The following is a 24040-nucleotide window of genomic DNA, read 5'->3' as shown; positions in this document are numbered from 1 at the left end:
CGGAGGTAAACATGAGCAGTCCTTTAAATATACAAAAAGAATCATTGGGGGCTATAGGGAATCTGAATGTGATTAACCCGCTGAAATACAACTCAATATATTCGTGTGATCTAGGGAGTAAAGATACTTTTTCTCAATTAATGAATGACTTAGAATTCGAAACCGTTCTGATAGAAGTAATGGCATCACCTTCTTTTATTGAGGGATGGAAGAAGAAGATTGAAAAGAAAATGATACATATGAATACGATATCGAAAAAGTTAATTCATATTGAATGTGGTCTGACAAAAGAAGAATTGATGGCAGATCACTTATTAGATGAATTATATTTTTTAGCGTCGATCAATGATTTTGTTGTTATAATAGCAAACCCTTCCAAAAACAAGTCCTATATGAATCTGAACACTAAAAAAGTTGATGTAAACCCTGGGTATAATGAAAAAATCATTTGGTTTGAATACGATGCAGCAGATTTATATATCATTGCTTAATTTAATATAAATTCCAGATTCCTATTCAACGGAGTGTTGCTGATGTTAGAACTTACCGCGGAGCGTGTTGGGTCATACGAAAGGGAAAATATCATTTATTTCAATGCGGGCCGGGATGATCAGGTATTTATTGTGTCGGTGCACGATCACAAAGTAATATTGGAGGTTATGAAAGGCAGCTCTCTTTTAATCAAAAAAGAGCTACACGGATTTTCTGAAGAGGCCCATTTCTATCTGGTTGATTCGTATGATGGCACTATCGTGATCGTTTATCTGGAAAATCATACGTGTCAATTGGCCGCATACTGCGTAAACAGTAATAAAATCAATCCGATTTGTTCTTTTCTATTAAGCGCTAATGTATTTCATCTGAGTGAGGATGGGTTATTATGGATCGGATTAACAGACGAGGGTATGTATGATGAGAGGAATCCTCAAGGGAAAGCGATATTTGCTTTTCATACAGAAGACAGAACGTTTTATTTTGAAGACGATTTTAAAGAAATGATGCATGAATGCTATGCTGTACAATCGATCAAATTCGATTTGTATGTTTGTTTTGAGGGAGAGGATTGCTGTATCATCGGGCATTATCAGATTGAACGTGACAGAATTCGTACTGTTGCAGAATATGTGCTGGACGGCGATCAATACTCCTATTGTGATCAGCTGTCCGTTTCGAAAAAGAGGGTGCTTCTGATTCAAAGTCACGAGGATAACCTATTTGCATTTCATGAAGAGAACAAAGGCTTATCAGAGGCTGACGTCATGATACACGGTATTGATAGAAAAGGAAAAACAACGTACAGAGCCGTCCGGGACCGCATGTTTATCTTTAATGATAACGATTTATATTTGGTAAAGTTTTGATAGTTCTGTGCACCCTGAAAATAACTTCTAAGGAAGTGCTCAGTGATAAGAGAAAAGTTAATGGACAAGCTTGAGGAAAACAAGTGGCATTTTTTAATGAAACATGTTTGTACTGAATTAAAATCTTGTGAAGAATCAGGATTTGTTTATCAATTTGCTGACGCAGATCAAAGCAGGCAGATATTAGAGACCGTATTATCGAATTCTTTCCAAAGTGCAGTGCGTGAAGTTGATATAAGCGACAGGGAGACAGCCGTATCGCTTATTTTAGAAAACATTGCGGATATGGGGGTTGAACGGATGAATGATATTGTTTATCTGTTTCATCCGTATAGTAATGAAGTCGGTGCTATCAAATGTGCGCTGAAGGATTGTGCAAGTCATCTGCACTGTCTCATGGATTTTATAGATTTTGAAGACCGGTTGCTTTCTAACAGCTTTATTGTAGTGGAGCCGCCCTTCTCATTTGCTGTCTGTTTATTTCACACAGAATACGGCTGTGAGCTTGTGTGTAAACCGCAGAAAAGAGGTACAAAATGCATCCCTTTTTTATAAAGAACACAAAGGAATTGGCGGTTTTTCAATCCCAAATATATTCCTTACTTCATGAAAACAAAACGTTGCCCGAACAAGTATTTAAACAACAAAAACATTATTATCTATTCGAGGAATTCCACTGGGTCTTGTCTGAAGATGGCTGGGAGATGCTCAAAAGTTTGGCGCAGCATCATCACGATGAATTTATCTTAATGGCTGTTCTGGCACAACCGGATGATATGAATCGGTTTCACGTGGAATTCGGCTATTTTGACCGGTTAAAGATTCCTTTAAATATAACCGAAGATGAATATCTTTCAATCTTAACTGATTATCCAAAGCACAGTAAAAATGACTGCATAATGAATATTGCATCTCGTGTTGTTTGGGCTTCACCGACTTTCAAGTGGGCGATTTACGGAGAGAGGGAATTTGAAATTTGTATTTTAGGCATTGATCAGGAGATTGCGGGAAAAACGTTAGAATAGATGATCATGTTTTAGACTGGATATCAGTTGTATTCCCGGATCAGATTGTTCCGGATGAATTTCAAAAAAAGCTCGCCGCGCATTATAAATACAAGGGGCAATTACATGAAAATAAAAATGAATAAGATAGCCGAAGAAACAGTAAAAGGATGTTTTTGTCATTTTGATAACTGCGGGCGTCTGTATCTCGGGCGGCATCAGAATGACGGGCTTTCGTTTACGATCATCGACGAATCCGGCGCTACCCGAGTGCTTCATATCGATGAACAAATCACATGTGAGGATATTATGCTGTTTCAACAGAGTTCGGCTGACGGGTATGTATTGATTTACTTTGAATCGCATGAGTATAAAGTGAAAGTATTTTCAGCAGATGGAACAGAACAATGTGCATTTTCTCTGCCTTCAGGGGTTTCATGCAGTCTTTTGGACGAAAAACAAAACCTGTGGATCGGTTTAAGTGATGAAGGTATTTATAGTGATGAAAATCCTGAGGGGCACAGTGTGCTGTGCTTCACTTTAGACGGGCAGCTAAAGAAAACTCACATTGATCAGCAGCTTTCTGAAATATACGCGCCTGCGGCAGATGACTGCTATGCACTTGCAGAAAAAGACGGACTGATCTACATGCTGTATTACGCTTATACAGTCATTGCTGCGTTTGATGAAACCGACGTGAAACGAGTGTGGATTATTTCTGATAAAGCATATTCCGGGGTTTACGACCAGCTAGCGATTTCAGATGACGGGTTTTGGATATGCAAAGATGATCATTCACTGTCTCTCATTCCGGCCGATGTCAGCCTGCCGATGCAAGAGATAACGTGCTGTGATCTGGATGGCTATGAGCTTTCCGGGCATCAGCTGAAGCTGACTGGCAATGCCATTTACGCGGTCTCGAATTCGGGGATTTATAAGCGGGATATCAGTAATGGGAAAAAATAAAATGAATTCTTCTCGGCTAAATGAGATGTTAAGATCCAACAGATATTCTTTAACTAATGACGTCATCCGAAACCTGAAATTATACAAAAAAGAATTAGAGGGTCCGCTGCCTTCAGATGCAGGAAGATTTGAAGAAGACTTTGAGGGTGCTGCCTGCGCTGGGGATTTTTATGAGTATTTCGCGTTTGTCTGCGGCAGCTTAGATTTTGTTTTGGCGAATAAACAAATGCCTGCGCGGCAGCGTAAAGCCTTATATAAATCCTTTTTTGAGCTTTATCCGCAATATGCGCAGCTGAAAAACGCTTTAACAGATTATCTGGAGCTCAGCCGGGAAATCGGGCGGCACGAACGGGTGAGAAGGCTATTGGTCAGCATTTTAAACAAGAAATGAAAGGCAGGCTTCTGACGTGAAAGAACCAATAATGGCAGAATGTCTGAAAAAGGCTGGTCTGATCCTGAACGGTCAAGCGGAGAGGGAAGAAGTGGCGGATTGGGCGTCTGAGTATGTGGCTGCAGACGATCCGGCGGTTGAGGACGAAACCGTTTGGGAGATGCTCATATATTTGAGCGGGTTTGATCTGAAAGATTCGCCTGATTCGTATCTGCATACGATAGAAGAATTAAGAGATTGGGTGCAGGAATATATGAAAACGCATGAAGAAAGGGTACATTCATGTTGGAATTAGTCTTTACAAGAATCAATACAAAAATAAACGCAAGCGGCCCAATCATTTTGTCCATGAATGCAGCGGAACTCATCGTACTGGCTCAGGAAAAGCGGAAAGATAAATATATCAACCGCATTTTCATATTCCGGAACAGGGATGGATATTTACGTCATTGCTATCAAATTGAAACATCAAAGAAAATAACCGATGTTCAGAAATCAGGGGATTTATTTTTATTTCTCATTCATATTGACTATGAAGATGGGATGATTCATGAAGAACCGAATATTTATGTATGGCACCCGATTAAAGGGTTTTGTCATTCGCTTTACGGGGGCCGTTATATCCGGTCAATGACAGTCGATTCGGCAAATCATTTGTGGCTGGGTTACGATGAAGCGGGAATATTTTCTTGTCTGGACGACGATATCAGTTCAAAAGGCGTGACCCGCTTTCCTTTTGCAGACGGAACGTGGAAATCTCGTTGTGAGTCTTTCTGTACGTATCCGCACCTTATTGATCATTTTTATGGGGCATATGCAGAAAAGAATGCCCTGTCTCTTCATTATCATACACTTGGTGAAGATTATATTCGGAAGGTCGATTTGCAAGGCGAAACGTTAAGCTTTCAGAAGGCAGACTTTGGCTTTAGTGCACAATTCAAGATTGATTCATCATATTACTTTTTGATTCGGAATGAAGCTTCGTGCCGAATTGACAAAGCACTAAAATTTCATAACATGACAAAACAGGCTGGGCAATATCAGCTCACTGATAAAGTCTCAAGAAAAGCTCTCCGTTTTACGCGAGTGACTGCGTATCAAGATAAGGCTGCGGGGATTGATGAGAGCAACCGGCTTTACTTACTAAGCTGACAGGCGGCTTTTGAACAAGGGAGAGCAGAGGTGAAACGTTTGAACTGCGGGAGGCAGAAATACATGAATTGGCATGATTTGAGTGAAGAGGAGACAGAGTGCTTGTGGCGCAGGGTGAATCGCGCAGTGAAATGGAAACCGGGCAGTATATTTGCTTCTATAAAACCTCCAAAACCGTTTCAGGTCTTTGATGTATCTCAAGGATTCAATGGTATCGGTTTTCTGGAAGATGCAGAGATGCAGATACTAAAGGCATTTCAATCTTGTACGTTAGAGCAAGAGTTTATGTATGCGCTGGACTGGCAGCATGAATGTTATCTATTTAATCCTCATGCGCCAATTGATAAAAATGAATTCGGTGAATGGCCTGTCCCCGTTATTCCAAACGGAGACTATTGTTTCTTTATTCAACAGGATTTTCAGTGGGGGCTGTTGGGGGATCCGCGGCAGCAAACCATTACGATATTTGGCTCACCGCTAATAAAGGCGATAGAAAGAAACGCTCCTTTCTTATTGCAAAAGTGAAGACAGCTTGCGAATGAATCTCATGCTTTTACGGGGGGAGGAATAACAGGATGACAGAAGAAGAGTTCAGAGCTGCAGAAAAAAGCTTGAGAGCGTCTTTTCCGAAAGCATATAAACGGCTGCTTCATAAAAAGAACCCTGCAGAAATCGGAGAATGGATTTTTTTCCTATACGTGAACAAAGCCGCTTACAGAAAACTTGGGATGATGTGATCAGGCAAAACAGTGTGTGCAGAGAAGAGAGCATGCCCGACGATATGATCGTAATTGCCGACAACGGAACCGGAGATAAGCTGTGTTTGAAAAAGACGGACGGCGTAATGGAGGAGACTGTTTATCTGTGGGATCATGAGACTGCCGATGTTGAGTTGTATGCCGGTTCTATAGGAGAATTTATAGAAAATGAAAAAGAATAAGTGGCTGATTCAGGAGCTTTTAGAATTCCGCCTTTTCCGGGAACGAGAGATTTCTGTAATTGAGTTGGCGTTTTCCTTCGAGTATGAACATCAGCTCATTTGTTTGAGGCTCATATGCAAAGACGTTTCTTCCGTTCAAATAAAAGAAATGGAGAGTCATGCGGCTGGTTCAGGCATTGTAATAATTGATCCTGCTGCTGATGGAGATGAGGGACAGCATTTTCTCGTGGAGGAGTGGGGGAACCAAACGTTCCGCTTTTACTGCCGTCAATATGAAGCAGCAGAGGAGAAGGAGGCACAAAATGGAGTGGCACGAACATGAGAAAGCAGTTATGCTGCGGCCGGATTCGCCGGGTTGTTTTGAATTGACGGAGTTTATGTTCTATACCGGGTATAACGAGTATTATGATAAAATCCCGGTGTTTGAGCTGAAGCTGACTGATGGACAGTATGATGCTGTGCTGCGGTTTGAAGGTGTGAGTGCTGCCCGGCTGGATGACCTGGAAAGCATCACCGACATCCGTCTGGATATCAGCCCGGTCGACGGCGGCTGGGAATCGATACGCTATTATGTCGATGACGGGGAAGGAAGCATGAGCTTTTATTGCGCCAAATGGGTCGTGCTTGACATGAAGAAAAAGCAGTCCCCGAATGTTCCGGCAAAACGTCAGGGTAAAGCGGCGGCGTTTCGCGTATAATGAGGGGAGCCGGACAGAGAAGGAGTTTAGTCATGAATGAGTTTAATGAATACGCGATCAGCCCCGATATCCAACGGGCGCTGAAAGGATTGCAATACACCGAGCCGACTGAAGTGCAGCGGCGCGTCATCCCCGCCGCGCTGCAAAAAAAAGATCTCGTCGTCAAATCGCAGACGGGGAGCGGCAAAACCGCAGCTTTCGGCATTCCGATCTGCGAGCTTGCGGAGTGGGAGGAAAACAAACCGCAGGCCCTGATTTTAACGCCGACCCGCGAGCTTGCGGCGCAGATTAAAGAAGATATCACAAATATCGGCCGTTTTAAACGGATAAAAGCCACGGCGGTTTTCGGAAAAGCTTCTTTTGATAAACAGAAAACCGAACTGAAGCAAAAAAGCCACGTCGTTGCCGGAACGCCGGGGCGTGTGCTTGATCATATCGAAAAAGGGACGCTGCCGCTTGAACGGCTGGCGTATTTAGTGATTGACGAAGCGGACGAAATGCTGAATATGGGATTTATTGAACAGGTGGAAGCCATCATTCAGCACCTGCCGAAAAACAGAGTCACCATGCTCTTTTCAGCGACGCTGCCGGACGACGTCGAGAAGCTGAGCCGCACATATATGAAAGACCCTGAATTGATTGAAGTAAAAGCGGAAGGCCTGACGACAAAAGATATTGAGCATTTTGTCACCGGAACAGCAGAAGAGGACAAATCATCATTGCTGCGTGATGTCCTGATCACCGAAAATCCGGACAGCTGCATCATATTCTGCCGGACTAAAGAAAGAGTCATCCAGTTAACCGATGAGCTGGACAGGCTGGGCTATCCTTGCGATAAAATTCACGGCGGCATGGTGCAGGAAGACCGCTTTGACGTCATGAATGAGTTCAAGCGCGGCGAGTTCCGCTATCTCGTTGCGACCGATGTTGCCGCCAGAGGAATTGATATTGAAAACATCAGCCTCGTCATCAATTATGATATTCCGCTAGAAAAAGAAAGCTATGTGCACCGCACCGGCCGAACGGGGCGCGCCGGACACCGCGGCCGGGCCATCACGTTTGTGACGCCGTTTGAGGGGCGGTTTCTGAATGACATTGAGACATATATCGGTTTCCGCATCCAAAAGCGGGAAGCACCGTCAGAAAAAGAAACAGCGGAACGGAAAGCGGCTTTTGCGGAAAAATTGAACGCCCGCCCAGACGTCAAAACAGACAGAAGCGAACAGTTAAACAAAGACATCATGAAGCTGTATTTTAACGGCGGGAAGAAAAAGAAAATCAGAGCGGTTGATTTTGTAGGAACGATCGCCAAAATCGACGGTGTGACAGCTGATGACATCGGCATTATCACAATCATGGACAACGCCTCTTACGTGGAGATTTTAAACGGAAAAGGCCCTCAAGTTCTTAAAGTGATGAAGAACACAACCGTCAAAGGGAAAAAGCTGAAGGTGAATAAAGCGAATAAATGATGAATGACCTGCTCCCAGTTAAAGGGGCAGGTCATTTTGCTGCTGGCTGATATCGGCACTGTTCTCTTCCGGCACAAATGCAAGGATGGCAATGCCGATCACAAATAATAAAATCAGACTGAACACGGCGGCTGACGAATTCCCGGTCAGCTGGGCGGTCACGGCAATCAAAAGCGGGCCGATAATCGAAGCGAACTTGCCGAAGATATTATAAAAGCCGAAAAACTCATTGGCGTGCTGTTTGGGGACAAGCTTGGCAAAGTAAGAGCGGCTCAGCGCCTGAATACCGCCTTGGGAAGTGGCGACAAGCATAGCCAAAACCCAGAAATCAAAAGCGGAATCCATAAAATACGCATACGTGCAGACAATCATATACACGCCGATTCCGGCATAAAGCATCGTTTTTCCCTTAAACCGTTCGGCCAGCCGCCCGTACAAAATCGAAAAAGGCGCGGCGACGACCTGTGTGACAAATAAAATAATCAGCAGATTTGCCGCGCTGATGCCGAGGTCTGCCCCGTATGACGTCGACATCGTAATGATGGTGCCGACCCCGTCGATGTAGAAGAAATAGGCGAGCAGAAACAAAAACAGCGCCCGGTACTTCCTGATCTGCTTCAGCGTGCCGGCCAGCCGTTTAAAACTGCTGATCACAAGCCGCGGCTCTCTCTCGATATAATAGCGCTGGCGGACGCGGCGAAGGAGCGGAATCGTGAACAGTCCCCACCAAGCAGCCGTAATCAAAAAGGCAATGCGGCCCGCAGTCTGGGCTGACAGCGGAATCACCCCCGCTTGTGCTGACAGAATGACGGCAATGCTGAGGAGAAAAGGGATCGTGCTGCCGATATAGCCCAGCCCAAACCCCCTGGCCGACACCATATTCATCCGCTCCTTTGCGGCCACATCAACGAGAAACGCATCATAAAACACATTAGACCCGGCAAAGCCGATCGTGGAAATCGTATAACAAATTAACAACAGCATCCAAGATTCGCCGGGAATCAAAGCCAGCGCGGCGGTGCCCGCCACACCGATCAGAAAAAAGAAGGCAAAAAACCGTTTCTTGCATCCTTTGTAGTCGGCAATCGTTCCTAAGACGGGGCTGAGCATCGCCAAAATAAAAGTCGCGGCGGCAATCGTATACCCTAAATAAGCGGTGGAATCAGCCGCGCTGACGCCGTTTTCCGCCGCGGCTGCTTTAAAAAACAGGGGAAATACCGCCGTCATAATAATGACCGAATAAGCTGAATTGGCCCAATCATACAGCATCCAGCTGCTTTCTTCTTTCGTAAACCGTTTCATCACACACGCTCCTTCTCAAAAACCGGTTCTCTGCATTATATGCGCCTCATCCGCATCGTTGGACAATGTTTTCTGATTGACCTGGAGATATTGACCTAGTTCAAAAAGGATGTACAATCAAGGTGTGGCAGGTAATGGTCAGGCGGGAGGGAGACAGAATTGAAGATTGCGAAAGTCATTAATAATAATGTCGTCAGTGTGCTTAAGGAAGGCAATCAGGAATTGGTTATCATGGGCCGGGGCATTGCTTTTCAAAAGAAAACGGGAGACCCTGTAGATGAAGCCCGTATTGAGAAAGTGTTCACCCTCGATAACAGAGATGTATCCGAAAAGTTCAAAACCCTTTTGTATGATATCCCGATCGAGTGTATGGAAGTATCCGAAGAGATTATCAGCTATGCGAAATTACGGCTCGGCAAAAAGCTCAACGACAGCATTTATGTGTCGCTGACCGACCATATTAACTTTGCCATCCAGCGCAATAAGAAAGGGCTGGATATCAAAAATGCCTTGCTGTGGGAAACAAAAAGGCTCTACAAAGACGAATTTGCAATCGGAAAAGAAGCGCTGATCATGGTAAAAAACAAGACTGGCGTGTCTCTGCCGGAGGATGAGGCAGGCTTTATTGCGCTGCATATTGTAAATGCCGAACTGAATGAGGAGATGCCCAATATCATCAGCATTACAAAAGTCATGCAAGAGATTTTGAGTATCGTAAAATACCATTTTAAGATTGAATTCAATGAAGAATCGCTTCACTATTATCGGTTTGTCACGCATTTAAAATTTTTCGCACAGCGTCTTTTTAACGGCACGCACATGGAAAGCCGTGACGATTTTTTGCTGGAGACAGTGAAAGAAAAATACCATCGGGCGTATGAATGCACGAAGAAAATCCAAACCTGGATTGAGAGAAAGTATGAGCACAAGCTCACCAGTGACGAGCTGCTGTATTTAACGATTCATATAGAAAGGGTAGTCAAACAAGCATAATGAGAGCGTTATCATTTATTCATTTTACATATGAGCCTAAATTACAATGAGTGCGGATTATCTCTTACTGTGCTAATGTAATTTAGGTTTTTTAAGATTGATTATTATCATTATTCTGACCGATGTTCCCTTTAAAAGAATGATGTATGATCAGAAGAGAAAACGCTTTCGAATAAAGGGAGGGGAATACCGACATGCCTTATCGTATGAAACGGGTGCTGCTGCTTCTTGTCACTGGATTGTTTATGAGTTTGTGTGCGGTCACTTCTAGTGCTTCGGCTCAAACAGGCGGATCGTTTTTTGAACCATTTAACAGCTATAACTCCGGATTATGGCAAAAAGCAAATGGTTACTCGAATGGAGATATGTTTAACTGCACTTGGCGTGCAAATAACGTATCCGTGACGTCATCAGGTGAAATGCGTTTAGCGCTGACAAGTCCGTCTTATAACAAGTTTGACTGCGGGGAAAACCGTTCGGCTCAAACATATGGCTATGGACTTTATGAAGTCAGAATGAAACCGGCTAAAAACACAGGGATTGTTTCATCGTTCTTTACTTATACAGGTCCAACGGATGGGACTCCTTGGGATGAGATTGATATCGAGTTTTTAGGAAAAGACACAACAAAGGTTCAATTTAACTATTATACAAATGGCGCGGGAAATCATGAGAAGCTGGCGGATCTCGGATTTGATGCAGCCAATGCCTATCATACGTATGCGTTCGATTGGCAGCCAAACTCTATTAAATGGTATGTCGATGGGCAATTAAAACATACTGCGACCACCCAAATTCCGTCAGTACCGGGGAAAATCATGATGAATTTGTGGAATGGTACGGGTGTCGATGACTGGCTCGGTTCCTATAATGGCGTAAATCCGCTATACGCACATTACGATTGGGTGCGTTATACAAAAAAATAATGTATAGAAAAGGATTTCCGCCAGCGGAAATCCTTTTCTGATTAAAACGAGCTAATCCCAATCAAAAGCGCCGCAATTGTCATGACAATCGTTGTCCACACGGCCCATTTAATAGTGAATTTTTGATGGTCGCCAAAGCTGACGCCCGCCATTCCGACCAATAGATAGGTGGAAGGCACAAGCGGGCTGAGCAGGTGCACCGGCTGGCCCAGCAAGGAGGCCCTTCCGATTTCAGCGGCGTCTATTCCGTAAGCGGAAGCGGCTTCTGCGATGATGGGAAGGACACCGAAATAAAAGGCGTCATTTGACATGAAAAAGGTGAGCGGCATGCTGGCAATCGCAGTGATCAGCGGCAGGTGCGGGCCCATGGCATCAGGAATGAGTGAAACGAGAGAATGCGCCATCGCATCCACCATTTTTGTACTGGAGAGAATACCTGTGAATATGCCTGCCGCAAATACCATGGACACAACGTTTAACGCGTTCCCCGCATGCGCCGAGATCCGCTTCTGCTGCTCTTTGACATTTGGATAGTTAACCATCAAGGCGATGGCGAACGCGGTCATGAAAAGAACAGGGAGCGGGAGCAGGCTGGTGATCAGAGCGGCCATCAGAGCGACAGTCAGCAGCAGGTTAAACCATTGGAGAGCGGGACGCTTGAGCGGCGTCGCATCCGGATCGGAGGACGGCGCGTGATCAAGCGAAATGACGCCGAGCCGCTTCCGTTCTTTCTTTCCGAGGAGATAAGCAACGGCGATCACCCAAAGAATGCCGGCAATCATGGCGGGAATCAGCGGAGTGAAGACCTCTGACGTGTCCAATTTCAAGGAAGCCAAAACCCTCGCCGTCGGTCCGCCCCACGGAATAATATTCATGACCCCTGAACCGAGCATCGCAATTCCGGCTAATACCAAACGGTTCATGCCGAGCCGTTTATAAAGAGGCAGCATCGCCGCAATCGTAATCATATAGGTCGTTGTCCCGTCTCCGTCGAGCGAAATGGTCATCGTCAGGACCGCTGTGCCGACGGCGATCTTTAACGGATCTCCTTTGACAAATGATAAAATTTTGGCAATGAGAGGGTCAAACAGACCTGAGTCAATCATAATGCCGAAATAAAGGATGGCGAATAACAGCATGATACCGGTAGGAGCGAGGTCTGTCACGCCCTGAATCATCATCCCGCCGAGATCTTTGCCGAATCCGCTGATCAGGGCAAACACAACAGGAACGACAATCAAGGCAATAAGAGCGGAAAGCCGGTTAGACATAATAAGGTACATAAAAACAATGATCATCACAAAACCGAGTATGGCAAGCACGATAGGACCTCCCTTTTTCAACGGATGTTTTGGTAAGCGCTTCCATGTTTTCTTTCTGTCACGAAGGCTTATTTCAAATGTGTATGACCGCATATTTATATATAGACCTAAAATCCTATTGAGCCGATCAGCAGTTTATATAGGGAACACCGCGGGTAAATGTGCTGTAGAATGTTTCGTTTTAAAAGGGGGAACTGACATGAGTGATGATCAAAACAAACGAGTAAATGAGCACTCAAAAGACGAGCAGCTTGAGCAGTACAGGTCTGATAACAGCGGGAAGAAAATGACGACCAATCAGGGACTTCGTGTGTCTGAGGATGAGCATTCTTTAAAAGCGGGTGTCCGCGGCCCTACGCTGATGGAGGATTTTCATTTTCGTGAAAAAATGACGCATTTTGACCACGAGCGGATTCCGGAGCGGGTCGTTCATGCCCGCGGATACGGCGTTCATGGGCATTTTCAGGTGTACGAACCGATGACGGAATATACACGGGCGAAATTTTTACAGGATCCGTCTGTCAAAACGCCTGTCTTCGTCCGTTTCTCAACAGTGGCGGGCTCCAAAGGGTCAGGCGACACAGTCCGTGACGCCAGAGGATTCGCGACTAAGTTTTATACCGAAGAAGGGAATTACGATCTCGTCGGAAACAATATTCCGGTATTCTTCATTCAGGACGCGATCAAGTTCCCGGATCTCGTCCATGCCTTTAAACCGGAACCGCACAATGAAATGCCGCAGGCAGCGACGGCTCATGATACGTTCTGGGATTTTGTCGCCAACAATCCTGAATCCGCGCACATGGTCATGTGGACGATGTCTGACCGCGGCATCCCGCGAAGCTACCGGATGATGGAGGGCTTCGGCGTGCATACATTCCGTTTCGTCAACGAGAAAGGAAAAGCGCGTTTCGTGAAATTCCACTGGAAGCCGGTTCTCGGCGTGCATTCTCTCGTATGGGATGAGGCGCAGAAAATTGCCGGGAAAGATCCCGATTTCCATCGCCGCGACCTGTGGGAGACCATTGAAAACGGCGGCAAAGTCGAATATGAGCTCGGTGTTCAGATGATTGATGAAGAAGATGAATTTAAATTTGACTTCGATATCCTTGATCCGACGAAGCTGTGGCCGGAGGAACTGGTTCCCGTCAAGCTGATCGGAAAAATGACCCTCAACCGCAATCAGGACAATGTCTTTGCGGAAACGGAGCAGGTCGCATTCCATCCGGGGAATGTCGTACCGGGCATTGATTTCACCAATGACCCGCTCCTGCAGGGACGGCTTTTCTCTTATACAGATACACAGCTCATCCGTCTTGGCGGACCGAATTTTCACGAGATTCCGATCAACCGGCCGGTCTGCCCGTTCCATAACAACCAATACGACGGCTACCACCGGATGACGATCAATAAGGGCCCTGTCGCCTATCATAAAAACTCTCTGCAGAACAATGATCCGTCGCCGGCCTCAGAAGAAGAAGGCGGATACGTTCATTATCAGGAAAAAGTAGAAGGCAGAAAAATCCGCCAGCGCAGTGAGAGCTTCAATGACTATTTTTCTCAGGCGAAGATGTTCTGGAACAGCATGTCTCCCGCCGAGAAGGAACATATCATCTCCGCGTTCAGTTTTGAGGTAGGAAAAGTGAAAAGCAAGGATGTGCAGCAGCAGGTGATTGATGTCTTCAGTCACGTCGACGCTGATCTTGCCGAGCGCGTTGCGAAAGGAATCGGCGTGAACCCGCCGCCAAAGGACCGTGAATCTGATGAAACTTTCACTTCTCCGGCCTTAAGCCAGGAAAATACGGTAAAGACGGCAGCCACAAGGCAGGTCGCGGTTTTAGCCGACCACGGGTTTGCCGATGAGGAAGTCAAACAAGTGCTGGCCGCATGCAAACAGGCGGGAGTCAGAGCCGATATCATCAGTCCTGTGCTTGGAACGATCAAGGGAGAAAACGGCACGGAGCTCGAAGCGTCAGCCACTTTCTTGACAGCGGATTCCGTCCTGTATGACGCTGTTTTCATTCCGGGCGGACAACAAAGCACTGACAGCCTCAAAGCCAAAAAACCGGCTAAAGATTTCGTCAGTGAAGCCTTCAGCCATTACAAAGCGATCGGCGCCTCCGGTGAAGGAAAAGAACTTCTCGCCCTCGCCGCCGGAACCGAAAACGGCCCCGGCCTTGTTCCGGACGGAAACTGCGAACAATTTCTGAAAGCCGTGGCAGCGCATCGGCATTGGGACAGGAAAATATAAGAATGAAAAAGCGCCTTTTTATGAGAGGGGCGCTTTTTTTCTTGTGAAAGTGAACGATCGGAACGAAGCATTAATATTGGAAGAAAACGAAAATCGCTTCCGTGCACATCCGCACCTTCCGCTGTGAAATAATATGTTTCACCCTCTTTGGTTTACTTCCGCTCTGTGTTTGTGTATCTTAGGGATAGATTTTCTGGAGGAGCGAATGATAGTGAAGCCGTTTACCGAAAAACAACTCGAAGAATATTACCGGCGTGACGAAAACATGATGATTTTGGTGTTTGCCCAATGGTGCGTCAATCATGATCTTGATCCGATGGCGATTTACAGCAGGGCCTACCCCGGACAGCCTTTAAACGAAGAGCTGCGAAAAACGGCTGAAGAGCTTGTCGTGCCGAAGGAGGAATCAGAACCGATTCCTGATCAAACCGTCATCGGCGTTTTGGAGATGTTCGGCAACTCCGATCTGGCGGAGGCTGTTTATGAAGCCATTGCGCAAAGACCTTCACGGTAAAAGAGGCATGGATGATCCATGTCTCTTTTTTTATGGAGAAAATGTGAGGGAAGGCCCAGAAACAATTTCCTGATCTGCGCTGTCTATAGTGTGTAACCCGTTTTCAAAAAGGGAACGGGTAAATGAAAAGGAGGAGTTGTGATGAAAAAGACATTCAAAATGATGGCGGCTGTGCTTTTGGCAGTGCTGACAGCCGCGCCGTTCGGAGGTTTCGCCCCTTCAGCCGAAGCTGCACAAACCGCCAAGCCCATTGTCAAAAGCCATACGTATAAGCATGTAAAGCAGCTGACATACCCTGAGGTCACAAATACGGGAAACGCATCTTTTGAAAAGAAAATCAATCAGGACTTCAAACGCTATATTGAAAACTCGTACAAAGAATATGTGAAAAACAAACAAGACGGTGAGAAACAAGGCTATAAAGCGGAATACCAAGCAGACTTCAAGGTGAAGTATAATCAAGGCGGAAAGCTCAGCATTCTGACGGAAAACTACATTTACACAGGCGGCGCACACGGGCTGACATCCGTTCAGACCTTTAATTACGACCTGGCCGCAAAAAAACGGGTCACACTCCATGATGTGCTGAATACGAAAACGAAAGGTAACAAAACGAGAGACTATCTTTACGGCTACATCAAGAAACATGACGATCTGTTCGATCAGGACGTCAAAAAACAGGAGATCATCCTGAACAACGAAAGACCTTTCTTCTTTACGAAAAACGGCATTGCCGTTGTGTTCGGACAATACGATCTCGGGCCGTATGCGGCAGGAATCCGGGATGTTTTCGTGCCTGCATCCGTCTATCAATAAAAAAAAAGCGATATCGCTCCAAAACGGAGCGGTATCGCTTTTTTTCTTTTACCAGACAAACAATCCGACAATCGCCGCGCTCAATAAGGAAACGGCAATTCCGCTGACAAGCAGCTTCCAGACATTTTTCCCGATGATGGCTGATTTTTCACCATCAAGCAGAGATTGATAAGATCCGTAGATCATACCGATGGTGCTGAAGTTTGCGAATGATGTCAGGAATGTCGTCGCAACGGCGATCGTGTGCGGCGGCAATGAATTCAGCTGCCCTTTCAGATCGGCCATTGCCACAAACTCGTTCGTCGCGAGCTTGATGCCCATCAGCTGTGCGACATACATCGCGTCATGTACGCCTAATCCGAGAAGGAAGGCAAACGGACTGAAGATGTATGAGAAAATCTTTTGAATGGTCAAACCGTGCACGAACAGTCCGAGCACGCCGTTTAATGCGGCGGTTAACGCCACATATCCGATCACCATCGCTAAAATGACAATCACCATGTTCATGCCGACAAGCATACTGTTAGAAATCGTGGAGAAGAAATCCTTTTTCTCCGCTTTTGAAGGTACGTAAATGATATCGTCCTCTTTAGAAACGTCCACGGGATTCAGCATATTTGCGATTAAAAGCGCATTTAAGCAATTCAGCGGGATGGCTGTAAACACATAAGTGGACGGAACCATCGTCAAGTACGATCCGATGATCGAGCCGCTGATGCTGCTCATACTCATCAGCCCGAATGTCAGAAGCCGATTGTTGTTGACGGCGGCAAGCTGCTGGCGGATGACGGCTAAGGCTTCCGTATTTCCTAAAAACATCATCTGAATGGAGAAAAAGCTCTCCAGCTTCGGCAGACGGGATATTTTAGAAATCAGCCAGCCGATTTTATCAATGAGCCATGGCAGAATACCGAAATACGACAGCATATCAAAGAAGGTCACGACGAAGATAATCGGCAGCAGTGCGCTGAAGAAAAAATCAACCGTCGGATTGGCCATGACAGATGGAAAAGCGAACGCAATTCCTTGACTGGCGCAGGAAATCAGCCATGTAAAGAACGCGCCGATCTTCCCGATGACAAAGCCGCCGACTTTTGTCCCTAACATAAACCAAGTAATCAGAAACTCAAAGACGAGGAGCATGACAATCGGGCGCCATTTAATCTTCTTCTTGTTGGGAGAGCATAAGAAAACAACAGCCATGACAACAATGAGACCGACAATGTTCAATAAAAAGTACATGTGAGCAACTCCTATAAGGGTATTATGGAAATAAAAAAAGCTCTTATTCGTCACAAATTCCTGAAAGCCAGAAAGTGTGATAAATAAGAGCCAAAAGAAAAGAATAGACTGACAGCATCATATGCTTTTCACTCGTTCAAATTTATGCAAACTTTCTTGTAGTCTAGTCTTTTACGGCACTAGGTAGAAACAATCAGACCATATTACTGATCATATACAAGAATAACGATATTACATGAGATAGCAGTATTTTATCGTTTCAATTTTTGAAAATCAACCTTTTTAGATATTTTCAAAATAATAAATTTATATTATAAATAAAGAAAATAAAGGATATGTAAAAGTAATTGGATAATAAAGGTATAACATGTCCCTAAAAAATCGGTCCGGTTCATTGTAAAGACTGGATGCAGCTGGTAAAATGGATCTGAGGGCACAGCCTTCAAAAGGCGGCAGAAAAGGGGTCATTTTCGTGATCATCCAGTTCATTCGTTACAGATAATGAGAGGTATAGATAAATAGGTTAAACCTTCCAATTTGGCAAGGTTTATTTGTCTATGCCTTTTTCATTTCATCAAAATAACGAATGAATGAGGTGTTTTTTTGGCGTCGATGAAAAGAAAACGCGCTGAATTACTGCAATCATGCCAGTCCGTATTCAGGTGTCCGCTATGCCGTACGGCCATGGCGGTCTCACAAAATCAAAGCTTGATATGCGGAAACGGGCATACATTTGATATATCAAAACAAGGATATGTGAATTTCCTCAATAAAGCGGTCAAAACACGCTATGACAGGCAACTGTTTGAAGCGAGACGCGAGCTGTTTGACAGCCGGGAGTTTTTTGCGCCGGTTCAAAAAGAGATCGCCGCCATCATCAGCCGTACGCAATCTCCGCAAAAACAGGCGGCGGTATTGGATGCGGGATGCGGAGAGGGCTCCCATTTAGCCGCCGTATGCCGATTGCTGCAGCCCGCTTTTTCTGTGACGGGAATCGGCATTGATATCTCGAAAGAAGGTGTGCTGCATGCGGCAAAGGCCTTCGGAGATCAAATGGTTTTTGCCGTCGCTGATGTGGCGAATGCGCCGTTTGATGACAGCTGTTTTGATGTCGTGATGTCTGTTTTATCGCCTTGGAATTACAAGGAATGCAGCAGGCTTTTACGAAAGGGCGGCACAGTCATTAAAGCGGTGCCGCGGCGTGATTATTTGAAGGAAGTAAGGGAATTCTTTTTCGGAGACAGTCCCCGGCGGAATGACACCGCCGTTTCAGCGGCCTGCCGTTTCCAAGCGGGCTTTCAAACCTTTGAGCGCAAACGGCTGCGTTACACGAAGACATTATCGCAGCCTGATCTTGAACGGCTTGTGAAAATGACGCCCCTAACATGGAAATGCACTGAAGAAAGCATTCAGCGGTTTATCGGCCGGAAAGCGGCTGATATCACGATAGATATCGAAATTTTAATCGGGACCGATCCGCTGTAAAACGGAAAAGACACGCGATTAGCGTGTCTTTTTTTTATTTCCAGACTTCACCGGCAATATCGACGACATGGCGCAGTTTTGCCCATTGCTGTTCTTCTGTGATCAGATTTCCTTCCTCAGTGGAAGCGAATCCGCATTGCGGGCTGAGGCAAAGCTGATCCAGGCTGACATATTGAGAAGCTTCTTCAATCCGGCGTTTAACCGCGTCCTTGTCTTCGAGATCGCCGTGTTTCGACGTAATCAAACCGAGCACAAGCTGAAGATCGGAGCGTTTGACATAACGGAGCGGTTCAAAGCCGCCGGAGCGGGAATCATCATATTCCAGGAACAATCCGTCAAGGTCAAGCCCGTCAAAAATCGTTTCCGCCGCCGCATCATATCCGCCTTCAGCCGTCCATGTGGACTGGAAGTTGCCGCGGCAGATATGCATCGTAACCTTCAAGTCGGCAGGACGGTCTTTGATGGCGTCATTAATAGAAGCTGCGAACAGCCTGCGCAGCTCATCCGGCGTCGTTCCGAATGCTTCAATCTGGCGAAGCCCCGCTTCAGATAAGAAAACGGCCCATGCGGTGTCATCGAGTTGAAGATAGCGGCATCCGGCGTCATAGAAAGCTTGAATCGCTTTTTTATACGCCTTTGATACATCATGCTGAAATTGTTTGTAATCATTCTGATACGCCGCTTTTTCCAATTTTCCGCGGAAAAACAGCATATTCGGGCTTGGAATCGTCATTTTTGGAACAGCATCGCCGGCAATGCTGTGAAGAAATTTATAATCTTCGAGCATCGGATGCTGAGAAAAATCAATATCTCCCGTTACTTTAATGCCGCGCGCTTTCGTCTGTACATTGTGAAACTGAATGCCGCTTTCAGGCGTAAACGCTTCGACGCCGTCTAAGTTTTCGAGAAAATCAAAATGCCACCAGGCCCGGCGGAATTCGCCGTCAGTCACGACATTGAGGCCGGTTTCTTTTTGCTTTTTCACGCTGCGGATGATTTCTTTGTTTTCGATTTCGCGCAGCTGTTCTGCCGAAATCTCACCCGCCGCTCTTTGCAGGCGGGCTTGCTTCACAGCCGCCGGCCGGAGCAGGCTTCCGACCTGATCCGCGCGAAACGGCGGGTTTTTTCTAAGAAGAGTGTGCAATGATTGTTCTGTGTTTTGCTGTGACATGAACGATTCCTTCTTTCCTCAATGAAATATAAAAAGCTCTTCCCTTGGATAGGGAAGAGCTTGCGTCCGCAAATCTCAACCTTATCTTCAGGATTTAGCACCATTCTGCTGAACAGCGGTTGCCGGGTATCATAGGGCCAGTCCCTCCACCTCTCTTGATAAGGAAATATGCTATTTTTCAGAATAAACTGTAATACTCTTAATCTTAGTATATTATCTTATATTGTCAATATATTTCGATAAATATTTTTATTTATCACCCTCAAATAGAATCATATCTATCACGATTGCGATCGCAAGACAAAGAACAATATCCTCTTCATTTTCAATCTCCAAATGATAAGAATCGCCCCAGCTCATCCAAGATTTGGTGACGGTCATCCGGTTTGATTTCCCGTCTGTCACTTGAAAATTCCGTCCCCACACATCGCCGGTAATATCCCAGCCGACTCCGGAAATTTCAAATTTCGGTTTGAAAAACGTCATTTTCTTGATGACTTGGCATACAGGCTTGCCGCCGACGGAAATTTCGTAACGGGGAACGAGCGACATCAGTTTCTGACTGACACTGGCGAGCGTGCGGCCGTCCAAATCAGACAGCTTCAGTTCGTCACCGAAAGAAAACAGCTTTCCCTCCACATTGAAGACTTCTTTACCGCTTTCAAGAAACACTTGAAACCGATTCTTAAACGTAAACATCCGCTCTTTGATATAAAAATGATACATAAAAAAACTCCTTTTTTATGTTGTACGTAAAAAGGAGACGGATGGTTTCATATTCGAGGGGTGCACAAAAAAAGGCTGCCGATTTTGCGGCAGCTGTCGTTTTTATGATAGCGGCATCCGGCGTTTCTGACGGATCGCATTTAAATCAATGATGTTATTCGTGTCGGCAGCTGTCACCAGCGGGCTTGTCTTTGGCGTTTTCCGGCGGTTGTCCTTACTGAAAGAGAAAACCAGGTATCCTGTCAAAGCAGCAAAAATAAGTAGCATCATTTTACATACCTCCCAAAAAAAGTTTTGGTATTATTATTGTACGAAAAAACAAACGAAAAGTATTCAAACAATTGTCACTTTTTTAAAAAATAAAGACATTTTCCGTAAAAATGACTATGATCTGCGATTGATTTTGCTCTTGTTGTGGTTCTATAGATTGTATCGGCTGCTGAGTGATTATCGTTTATATAACTTTTTCACTATTTTTTGACAGTGTCGAATTAACTAATACATTGTTTTCGTTTGCCTTGTGTTATTCAGTACCCTAAAAAACCTTGCGATATGCAAAATAACTGCTTCTAACGGAAGATTATGATTTGATAGCGCTTTCCTTATTTTTTGTAAGAAAACGAGATGTTATCTTACAAAAAATCGTCTGAACATTTTTCGCAGCTTTTTAAAAGGGTTCGATTTCGTCTCCAGAACGCGGGGGTCTTTTAAGGTTTTTTTCAATTCTCTTGCTACAGTGCCTCTTGCCATAGTCTTCACTCCTTCCTTCCAATTCATACCTTATATACGGAAAGAAAGAAGGAAAGGTTTCATGTGAAAGAAAAAAACCAAAGCAGGGAGCTTTGGTTTCACGCGCGTTCTTCAAACAGTCTGGCGATCTCAATAATGACGTTTACCGCCTTTTCCATATGGTCGACGGAAATGTATTCATATTTTCCGTGGAAGTTTTCGCCGCCCGTGAAGATGTTCGGTGTCGGCAGTCCCATGTAAGAGAGCTGTGATCCGTCAGTTCCGCCCCGGATCGGTTCGATAATCGGTTCGATGCCGAGGTTTTTCATGGCTTGATAGGCGATGTCGACAATTTCTTTGACCGGTTCGATTTTTTCTCTCATGTTGTAATATTGATCATGCAGTTCAAGCTTGATGCTTTCCTTGCCGTATTTAGCCGCAAGCGCGTCGGCGGTTTTCTGCATAAATTCTTTTCGTTCTGTAAAGCGGTCTCTGTCAAAGTCTCTGATGATGTACGACAGGGCGGCTTCAGAAACGTCTCCGTTCATTGAATTTAAGTGATAGAAGCCTTCATACCCTTCCGTATATTCCGGCGCTTCTTCTTTCGGCAGCGCGTGATGAAATTCCATCGCGATTTTTGAAGCGTTGACCATTTTGTTTTTCGCCGTTCCGGGGTGAACGCTTTTTCCGTAACAAGTAAGCTTTGCGGAGGCTGCGTTAAAGCTTTCATATTGCAGTTCGCCGAGGGGGCCTCCGTCTACCGTGTAGGCGAATGCGGCGTTGAAGCGGCCGACATCAAATTTGTGAGGCCCTCTGCCGATTTCTTCATCCGGCGTGAATGCGACCCGGATCGTCCCGTGTTTGATGTCCGGATGTTTGATCAAGTACGCCATTGCCGTCATGATTTCGGCAATGCCCGCTTTGTTGTCGGCTCCGAGCAGCGTCGTGCCGTCGGTTGTAATCAGAGTCTGGCCTTTATAGCGGGAAAGCTCCGGGAATTGCTCAGGCGACAGGATGACGTTGAGTTTGTCATTCAGAACGATATCATGTCCGTCATAGCTTTCAATAATCTGAGGATTCACATTTTTTCCGGTGAAATCAGTCGCTGTATCTACGTGGGCCAGAAAACCGATCGTCGGCACGTCTTTATCCGTATTTGCCGGAAGAGTCGCCATGACGTATCCATTGTCATCGACTGTGATTTCTTTCATGCCGATCGACTTTAATTCATCTGCCAGCATGTTGGCCAATGTCAGCTGTCCGGGGGTGGATGGACAGTTTTCATTGTTTTCGTCAGACTGTGTATCGACTTTTACATAAGAAGTAAAGCGTTCAATGATTTCGTTTTTCATACCGTCATCTCCTTTGTCTTATCTTACCATGTGCGGGGGAGGGATTTCTATTTCACAACCCGTTTGAATTACGCGAATGAAAACAAAATATGAAGAAACGATGACTAAACGATTAAACTTTCTGAAAATGGATGATTGAGGAAGAAAAAATCGATATAATATGGTCAATTCATTCAATAGGGAGGCTTTCTTCATGGCGATTTTAGTGACAGGCGGAGCGGGTTATATCGGAAGCCACACATGTGTCGAGCTGTTAAACAGCGGCTATGACATCGTGGTTCTGGATAATCTGTCAAATAGTTCACCGGAAGCATTGGAGCGTGTGAAAGACATTACCGGAAAAGGGCTTGTGTTTTATGAAGCGGATCTCCTTGACCGTGATGCCGTTCACCGGGTGTTTGCTGAAAATGAGATTGAAGCCGTCATTCATTTTGCGGGTTTAAAAGCGGTCGGTGAGTCTGTGGCTGTTCCGCTCCGTTATTATCATAATAATCTGACGGGGACGTTTATTTTATGTGAAGCCATGCAGGCACACGGTGTGAAAAAAATCGTCTTTAGCTCATCAGCAACGGTTTATGGCGTTCCGGAAACAACGCCGATCACCGAAGATTTTCCGTTAAGCGCGACCAATCCTTACGGGCAGACCAAGCTGATGCTGGAACAGATTTTGCGCGATCTGCATAAGGCGGACCCTGAATGGAGCATTGCGCTGCTCCGCTACTTTAATCCGTTCGGCGCGCATCCGAGCGGCCGGATCGGAGAAGACCCGAACGGCATCCCGAATAATTTAATGCCGTATGTCGCCCAAGTCGCTGTCGGCAAGCTTGAGCAATTACAGGTGTTCGGCAATGATTATCCGACAAAGGACGGCACCGGCGTGCGGGATTACATCCATGTCGTTGATCTTGCCGAGGGCCACGTCAAAGCGCTTGAAAAGGTGCTGGACACAACGGGCGCCGATGCCTATAATCTCGGCACGGGAAGAGGCTACAGCGTTCTTGAAATGGTCAAGGCGTTTGAAAAAGTATCAGGAAAGGCAGTGCCGTACCGTTTTGCCGACCGGCGCCCGGGAGACATTGCCGCATGCTTCGCAGACCCGGCAAAAGCGAGGGCAGAATTGGGCTGGGAAGCAAAGCGCGGCCTTGAAGAAATGTGCGCAGACTCTTGGAAGTGGCAGTCCTCCAATGTGAACGGGTACCAAAAGGTGTAAAAAGAAAGAGACCTTCA

26 protein-coding genes, 2 pseudogenes and 2 riboswitches are annotated in these 24040 nt (G+C 45.6%); of the genes and pseudogenes, 21 read left to right on the top strand and 7 right to left on the bottom strand.

Going from position 1 to position 24040, the window contains the following annotated elements; all coding sequences use genetic code 11:
• The first annotated feature begins 11 nt into the window (after positions 1–11).
• The 14 genes and pseudogenes from AADZ70_RS14165 (at position 12) to AADZ70_RS14100 (ending at position 7984) form a co-directional block, all read left to right on the top strand.
• Positions 12–491 (top strand): hypothetical protein, encoded by a 480-nt coding sequence (locus AADZ70_RS14165; RefSeq protein ID WP_342007230.1) that lies wholly within the window; start codon positions 12–14, stop codon positions 489–491.
• A 42-nt stretch (positions 492–533) separates the two neighbouring features.
• Positions 534–1361 (top strand): hypothetical protein, encoded by an 828-nt coding sequence (locus AADZ70_RS14160; RefSeq protein ID WP_342007229.1) that lies wholly within the window; start codon positions 534–536, stop codon positions 1359–1361.
• Positions 1362–1421: 60 nt separating this feature from the next.
• Positions 1422–1916, top strand: coding sequence for a reverse transcriptase (locus AADZ70_RS14155; protein WP_342007228.1), 495 nt, complete (start codon positions 1422–1424; stop codon positions 1914–1916).
• Positions 1898–2511, top strand: a pseudogene (locus AADZ70_RS14150) (hypothetical protein). Before AADZ70_RS14155 ends, AADZ70_RS14150 begins: the two are co-directional and overlap by 19 nt.
• Positions 2492–3331, top strand: a complete 840-nt coding sequence (locus tag AADZ70_RS14145; protein ID WP_342007227.1) for a DNA-binding protein — start codon at positions 2492–2494, stop codon at positions 3329–3331. Before AADZ70_RS14150 ends, AADZ70_RS14145 begins: the two are co-directional and overlap by 20 nt.
• Positions 3332–3356: 25 nt before the next feature.
• Positions 3357–3719: pseudogene (locus AADZ70_RS14140) on the top strand (YxiJ family protein); the annotation flags it as partial.
• A 19-nt stretch (positions 3720–3738) separates the two neighbouring features.
• Entirely contained in the window at positions 3739–4017 is a 279-nt protein-coding gene (locus AADZ70_RS14135) for a DNA-binding protein (protein WP_342007226.1), read from the top strand.
• Positions 4005–4874 (top strand): hypothetical protein, encoded by an 870-nt coding sequence (locus tag AADZ70_RS14130; protein WP_342007225.1) that lies wholly within the window; start codon positions 4005–4007, stop codon positions 4872–4874. Before AADZ70_RS14135 ends, AADZ70_RS14130 begins: the two co-directional genes overlap by 13 nt.
• Before the next feature lie 63 nt (positions 4875–4937).
• Positions 4938–5399, top strand: a complete 462-nt coding sequence (locus tag AADZ70_RS14125) for a DUF2716 domain-containing protein (RefSeq protein ID WP_342007224.1) — start codon at positions 4938–4940, stop codon at positions 5397–5399.
• Positions 5400–5449: 50 nt separating this feature from the next.
• On the top strand, positions 5450–5611 hold the full coding sequence (locus tag AADZ70_RS14120) for an SMI1/KNR4 family protein (protein ID WP_223152351.1): 162 nt from the start codon (positions 5450–5452) through the stop codon (positions 5609–5611).
• Positions 5554–5814, top strand: a complete 261-nt coding sequence (locus AADZ70_RS14115; protein WP_223152278.1) for an SMI1/KNR4 family protein — start codon at positions 5554–5556, stop codon at positions 5812–5814. The genes AADZ70_RS14120 and AADZ70_RS14115 overlap by 58 nt, the downstream gene beginning before the upstream one ends.
• A complete protein-coding gene (locus tag AADZ70_RS14110; protein ID WP_342007223.1) occupies positions 5801–6136 on the top strand; it encodes a hypothetical protein in 336 nt (111 codons plus the stop codon). The genes AADZ70_RS14115 and AADZ70_RS14110 overlap by 14 nt, the downstream gene beginning before the upstream one ends.
• Positions 6117–6512 (top strand): hypothetical protein, encoded by a 396-nt coding sequence (locus AADZ70_RS14105; protein ID WP_045925545.1) that lies wholly within the window; start codon positions 6117–6119, stop codon positions 6510–6512. Before AADZ70_RS14110 ends, AADZ70_RS14105 begins: the two co-directional genes overlap by 20 nt.
• A gap of 32 nt (positions 6513–6544) precedes the next feature.
• Positions 6545–7984: a DEAD/DEAH box helicase gene (locus AADZ70_RS14100; RefSeq protein ID WP_264819387.1), complete on the top strand. Its 1440-nt coding sequence runs from the start codon at positions 6545–6547 to the stop codon at positions 7982–7984.
• An 18-nt stretch (positions 7985–8002) separates the two neighbouring features.
• Here the strand turns inward: AADZ70_RS14100 and AADZ70_RS14095 are convergent, their stop codons facing one another.
• Positions 8003–9289 (bottom strand): MFS transporter, encoded by a 1287-nt coding sequence (locus AADZ70_RS14095; RefSeq protein WP_342007221.1) that lies wholly within the window; start codon positions 9287–9289, stop codon positions 8003–8005.
• Positions 9290–9445: 156 nt separating this feature from the next.
• Here AADZ70_RS14095 and AADZ70_RS14090 point away from each other — a divergent pair, with 156 nt between their 5' ends.
• Together AADZ70_RS14090 and AADZ70_RS14085 are read left to right on the top strand one after the other, a co-directional pair.
• Complete coding sequence (locus tag AADZ70_RS14090) at positions 9446–10279, top strand: PRD domain-containing protein (protein WP_099744587.1); 834 nt, start codon at positions 9446–9448, stop codon at positions 10277–10279.
• Between the two features lie 194 nt (positions 10280–10473).
• On the top strand, positions 10474–11205 hold the full coding sequence (locus AADZ70_RS14085; protein WP_188154275.1) for a glycoside hydrolase family 16 protein: 732 nt from the start codon (positions 10474–10476) through the stop codon (positions 11203–11205).
• A gap of 41 nt (positions 11206–11246) precedes the next feature.
• Here the strand turns inward: AADZ70_RS14085 and citH are convergent, their stop codons facing one another.
• Positions 11247–12527, bottom strand: a complete 1281-nt coding sequence (citH, locus tag AADZ70_RS14080) for a citrate transporter CitH (protein WP_342007219.1) — start codon at positions 12525–12527, stop codon at positions 11247–11249.
• Between the two features lie 199 nt (positions 12528–12726).
• Between citH and AADZ70_RS14075 the strand changes: the two genes are divergently transcribed.
• The 3 genes from AADZ70_RS14075 (at position 12727) to AADZ70_RS14065 (ending at position 16108) form a co-directional block, all read left to right on the top strand.
• Positions 12727–14778: a catalase gene (locus AADZ70_RS14075; RefSeq protein WP_342007218.1), complete on the top strand. Its 2052-nt coding sequence runs from the start codon at positions 12727–12729 to the stop codon at positions 14776–14778.
• Between the two features lie 205 nt (positions 14779–14983).
• Positions 14984–15292 (top strand): hypothetical protein, encoded by a 309-nt coding sequence (locus AADZ70_RS14070; RefSeq protein ID WP_016937459.1) that lies wholly within the window; start codon positions 14984–14986, stop codon positions 15290–15292.
• Between the two features lie 141 nt (positions 15293–15433).
• Complete coding sequence (locus AADZ70_RS14065; protein WP_342007217.1) at positions 15434–16108, top strand: DUF3298 and DUF4163 domain-containing protein; 675 nt, start codon at positions 15434–15436, stop codon at positions 16106–16108.
• Between the two features lie 48 nt (positions 16109–16156).
• Here AADZ70_RS14065 and AADZ70_RS14060 read toward each other — a convergent pair whose 3' ends face one another.
• Positions 16157–17350: a NupC/NupG family nucleoside CNT transporter gene (locus tag AADZ70_RS14060; protein ID WP_047475999.1), complete on the bottom strand. Its 1194-nt coding sequence runs from the start codon at positions 17348–17350 to the stop codon at positions 16157–16159.
• A gap of 139 nt (positions 17351–17489) precedes the next feature.
• Positions 17490–17590, bottom strand: a riboswitch (purine riboswitch).
• Between the two features lie 363 nt (positions 17591–17953).
• On the opposite strand from AADZ70_RS14060, the gene AADZ70_RS14055 reads away from it, so the two are divergent.
• Entirely contained in the window at positions 17954–18835 is an 882-nt protein-coding gene (locus tag AADZ70_RS14055; RefSeq protein WP_342007216.1) for a methyltransferase domain-containing protein, read from the top strand.
• A 34-nt stretch (positions 18836–18869) separates the two neighbouring features.
• Here the strand turns inward: AADZ70_RS14055 and AADZ70_RS14050 are convergent, their stop codons facing one another.
• The 4 genes from AADZ70_RS14050 to pepT form a co-directional block, all read right to left on the bottom strand.
• Complete coding sequence (locus AADZ70_RS14050) at positions 18870–20006, bottom strand: 5-methyltetrahydropteroyltriglutamate--homocysteine S-methyltransferase (RefSeq protein WP_269774072.1); 1137 nt, start codon at positions 20004–20006, stop codon at positions 18870–18872.
• Between the two features lie 78 nt (positions 20007–20084).
• Positions 20085–20171: riboswitch (SAM riboswitch) on the bottom strand.
• An 84-nt stretch (positions 20172–20255) separates the two neighbouring features.
• Positions 20256–20732 carry an LURP-one-related family protein gene (locus AADZ70_RS14045; RefSeq protein ID WP_047475994.1) on the bottom strand — a complete coding sequence of 159 codons (477 nt, stop codon included), beginning with the start codon at positions 20730–20732 and terminating at the stop codon, positions 20256–20258.
• A gap of 102 nt (positions 20733–20834) precedes the next feature.
• A complete protein-coding gene (locus tag AADZ70_RS14040) occupies positions 20835–21002 on the bottom strand; it encodes a hypothetical protein (RefSeq protein WP_003150808.1) in 168 nt (55 codons plus the stop codon).
• Between the two features lie 578 nt (positions 21003–21580).
• On the bottom strand, positions 21581–22813 hold the full coding sequence (gene pepT, locus AADZ70_RS14035; protein WP_342007215.1) for a peptidase T: 1233 nt from the start codon (positions 22811–22813) through the stop codon (positions 21581–21583).
• 193 nt (positions 22814–23006) lie between these two features.
• Here pepT and galE point away from each other — a divergent pair, with 193 nt between their 5' ends.
• Positions 23007–24023, top strand: a complete 1017-nt coding sequence (gene galE / locus AADZ70_RS14030; protein WP_342007214.1) for a UDP-glucose 4-epimerase GalE — start codon at positions 23007–23009, stop codon at positions 24021–24023.
• Positions 24024–24040 lie beyond the last annotated feature (17 nt).

This window comes from Bacillus sp. YBsi01, assembly GCF_038406745.1.
GTDB classification, from domain to species: Bacteria; Bacillota; Bacilli; order Bacillales; family Bacillaceae; genus Bacillus; species Bacillus siamensis.
The sequence above is the reverse complement of the archived record's forward strand: the minus strand, read 5'-3'. Positions and strand labels throughout refer to the sequence as shown.

Coding starts and splice junctions, on each gene's coding strand:
- AADZ70_RS14165 (WP_342007230.1), top strand. CDS start 12: ATGAGCAGTCCTTTAAATATACAAAAAGAATCATTGGGGGCTATAGGG.
- AADZ70_RS14160 (WP_342007229.1), top strand. CDS start 534: ATGTTAGAACTTACCGCGGAGCGTGTTGGGTCATACGAAAGGGAAAAT.
- AADZ70_RS14155 (WP_342007228.1), top strand. CDS start 1,422: ATGGACAAGCTTGAGGAAAACAAGTGGCATTTTTTAATGAAACATGTT.
- AADZ70_RS14145 (WP_342007227.1), top strand. CDS start 2,492: ATGAAAATAAAAATGAATAAGATAGCCGAAGAAACAGTAAAAGGATGT.
- AADZ70_RS14130 (WP_342007225.1), top strand. CDS start 4,005: ATGTTGGAATTAGTCTTTACAAGAATCAATACAAAAATAAACGCAAGC.
- AADZ70_RS14125 (WP_342007224.1), top strand. CDS start 4,938: ATGAATTGGCATGATTTGAGTGAAGAGGAGACAGAGTGCTTGTGGCGC.
- AADZ70_RS14120 (WP_223152351.1), top strand. CDS start 5,450: ATGACAGAAGAAGAGTTCAGAGCTGCAGAAAAAAGCTTGAGAGCGTCT.
- AADZ70_RS14115 (WP_223152278.1), top strand. CDS start 5,554: ATGGATTTTTTTCCTATACGTGAACAAAGCCGCTTACAGAAAACTTGG.
- AADZ70_RS14110 (WP_342007223.1), top strand. CDS start 5,801: ATGAAAAAGAATAAGTGGCTGATTCAGGAGCTTTTAGAATTCCGCCTT.
- AADZ70_RS14105 (WP_045925545.1), top strand. CDS start 6,117: ATGGAGTGGCACGAACATGAGAAAGCAGTTATGCTGCGGCCGGATTCG.
- AADZ70_RS14100 (WP_264819387.1), top strand. CDS start 6,545: ATGAATGAGTTTAATGAATACGCGATCAGCCCCGATATCCAACGGGCG.
- AADZ70_RS14085 (WP_188154275.1), top strand. CDS start 10,474: ATGCCTTATCGTATGAAACGGGTGCTGCTGCTTCTTGTCACTGGATTG.
- AADZ70_RS14075 (WP_342007218.1), top strand. CDS start 12,727: ATGAGTGATGATCAAAACAAACGAGTAAATGAGCACTCAAAAGACGAG.
- AADZ70_RS14070 (WP_016937459.1), top strand. CDS start 14,984: ATGATAGTGAAGCCGTTTACCGAAAAACAACTCGAAGAATATTACCGG.
- AADZ70_RS14065 (WP_342007217.1), top strand. CDS start 15,434: ATGAAAAAGACATTCAAAATGATGGCGGCTGTGCTTTTGGCAGTGCTG.
- AADZ70_RS14060 (WP_047475999.1), bottom strand. CDS start 17,350: ATGTACTTTTTATTGAACATTGTCGGTCTCATTGTTGTCATGGCTGTT.
- AADZ70_RS14050 (WP_269774072.1), bottom strand. CDS start 20,006: ATGTCACAGCAAAACACAGAACAATCATTGCACACTCTTCTTAGAAAA.
- AADZ70_RS14045 (WP_047475994.1), bottom strand. CDS start 20,732: ATGTATCATTTTTATATCAAAGAGCGGATGTTTACGTTTAAGAATCGG.
- AADZ70_RS14040 (WP_003150808.1), bottom strand. CDS start 21,002: ATGATGCTACTTATTTTTGCTGCTTTGACAGGATACCTGGTTTTCTCT.
- pepT (WP_342007215.1), bottom strand. CDS start 22,813: ATGAAAAACGAAATCATTGAACGCTTTACTTCTTATGTAAAAGTCGAT.
- galE (WP_342007214.1), top strand. CDS start 23,007: ATGGCGATTTTAGTGACAGGCGGAGCGGGTTATATCGGAAGCCACACA.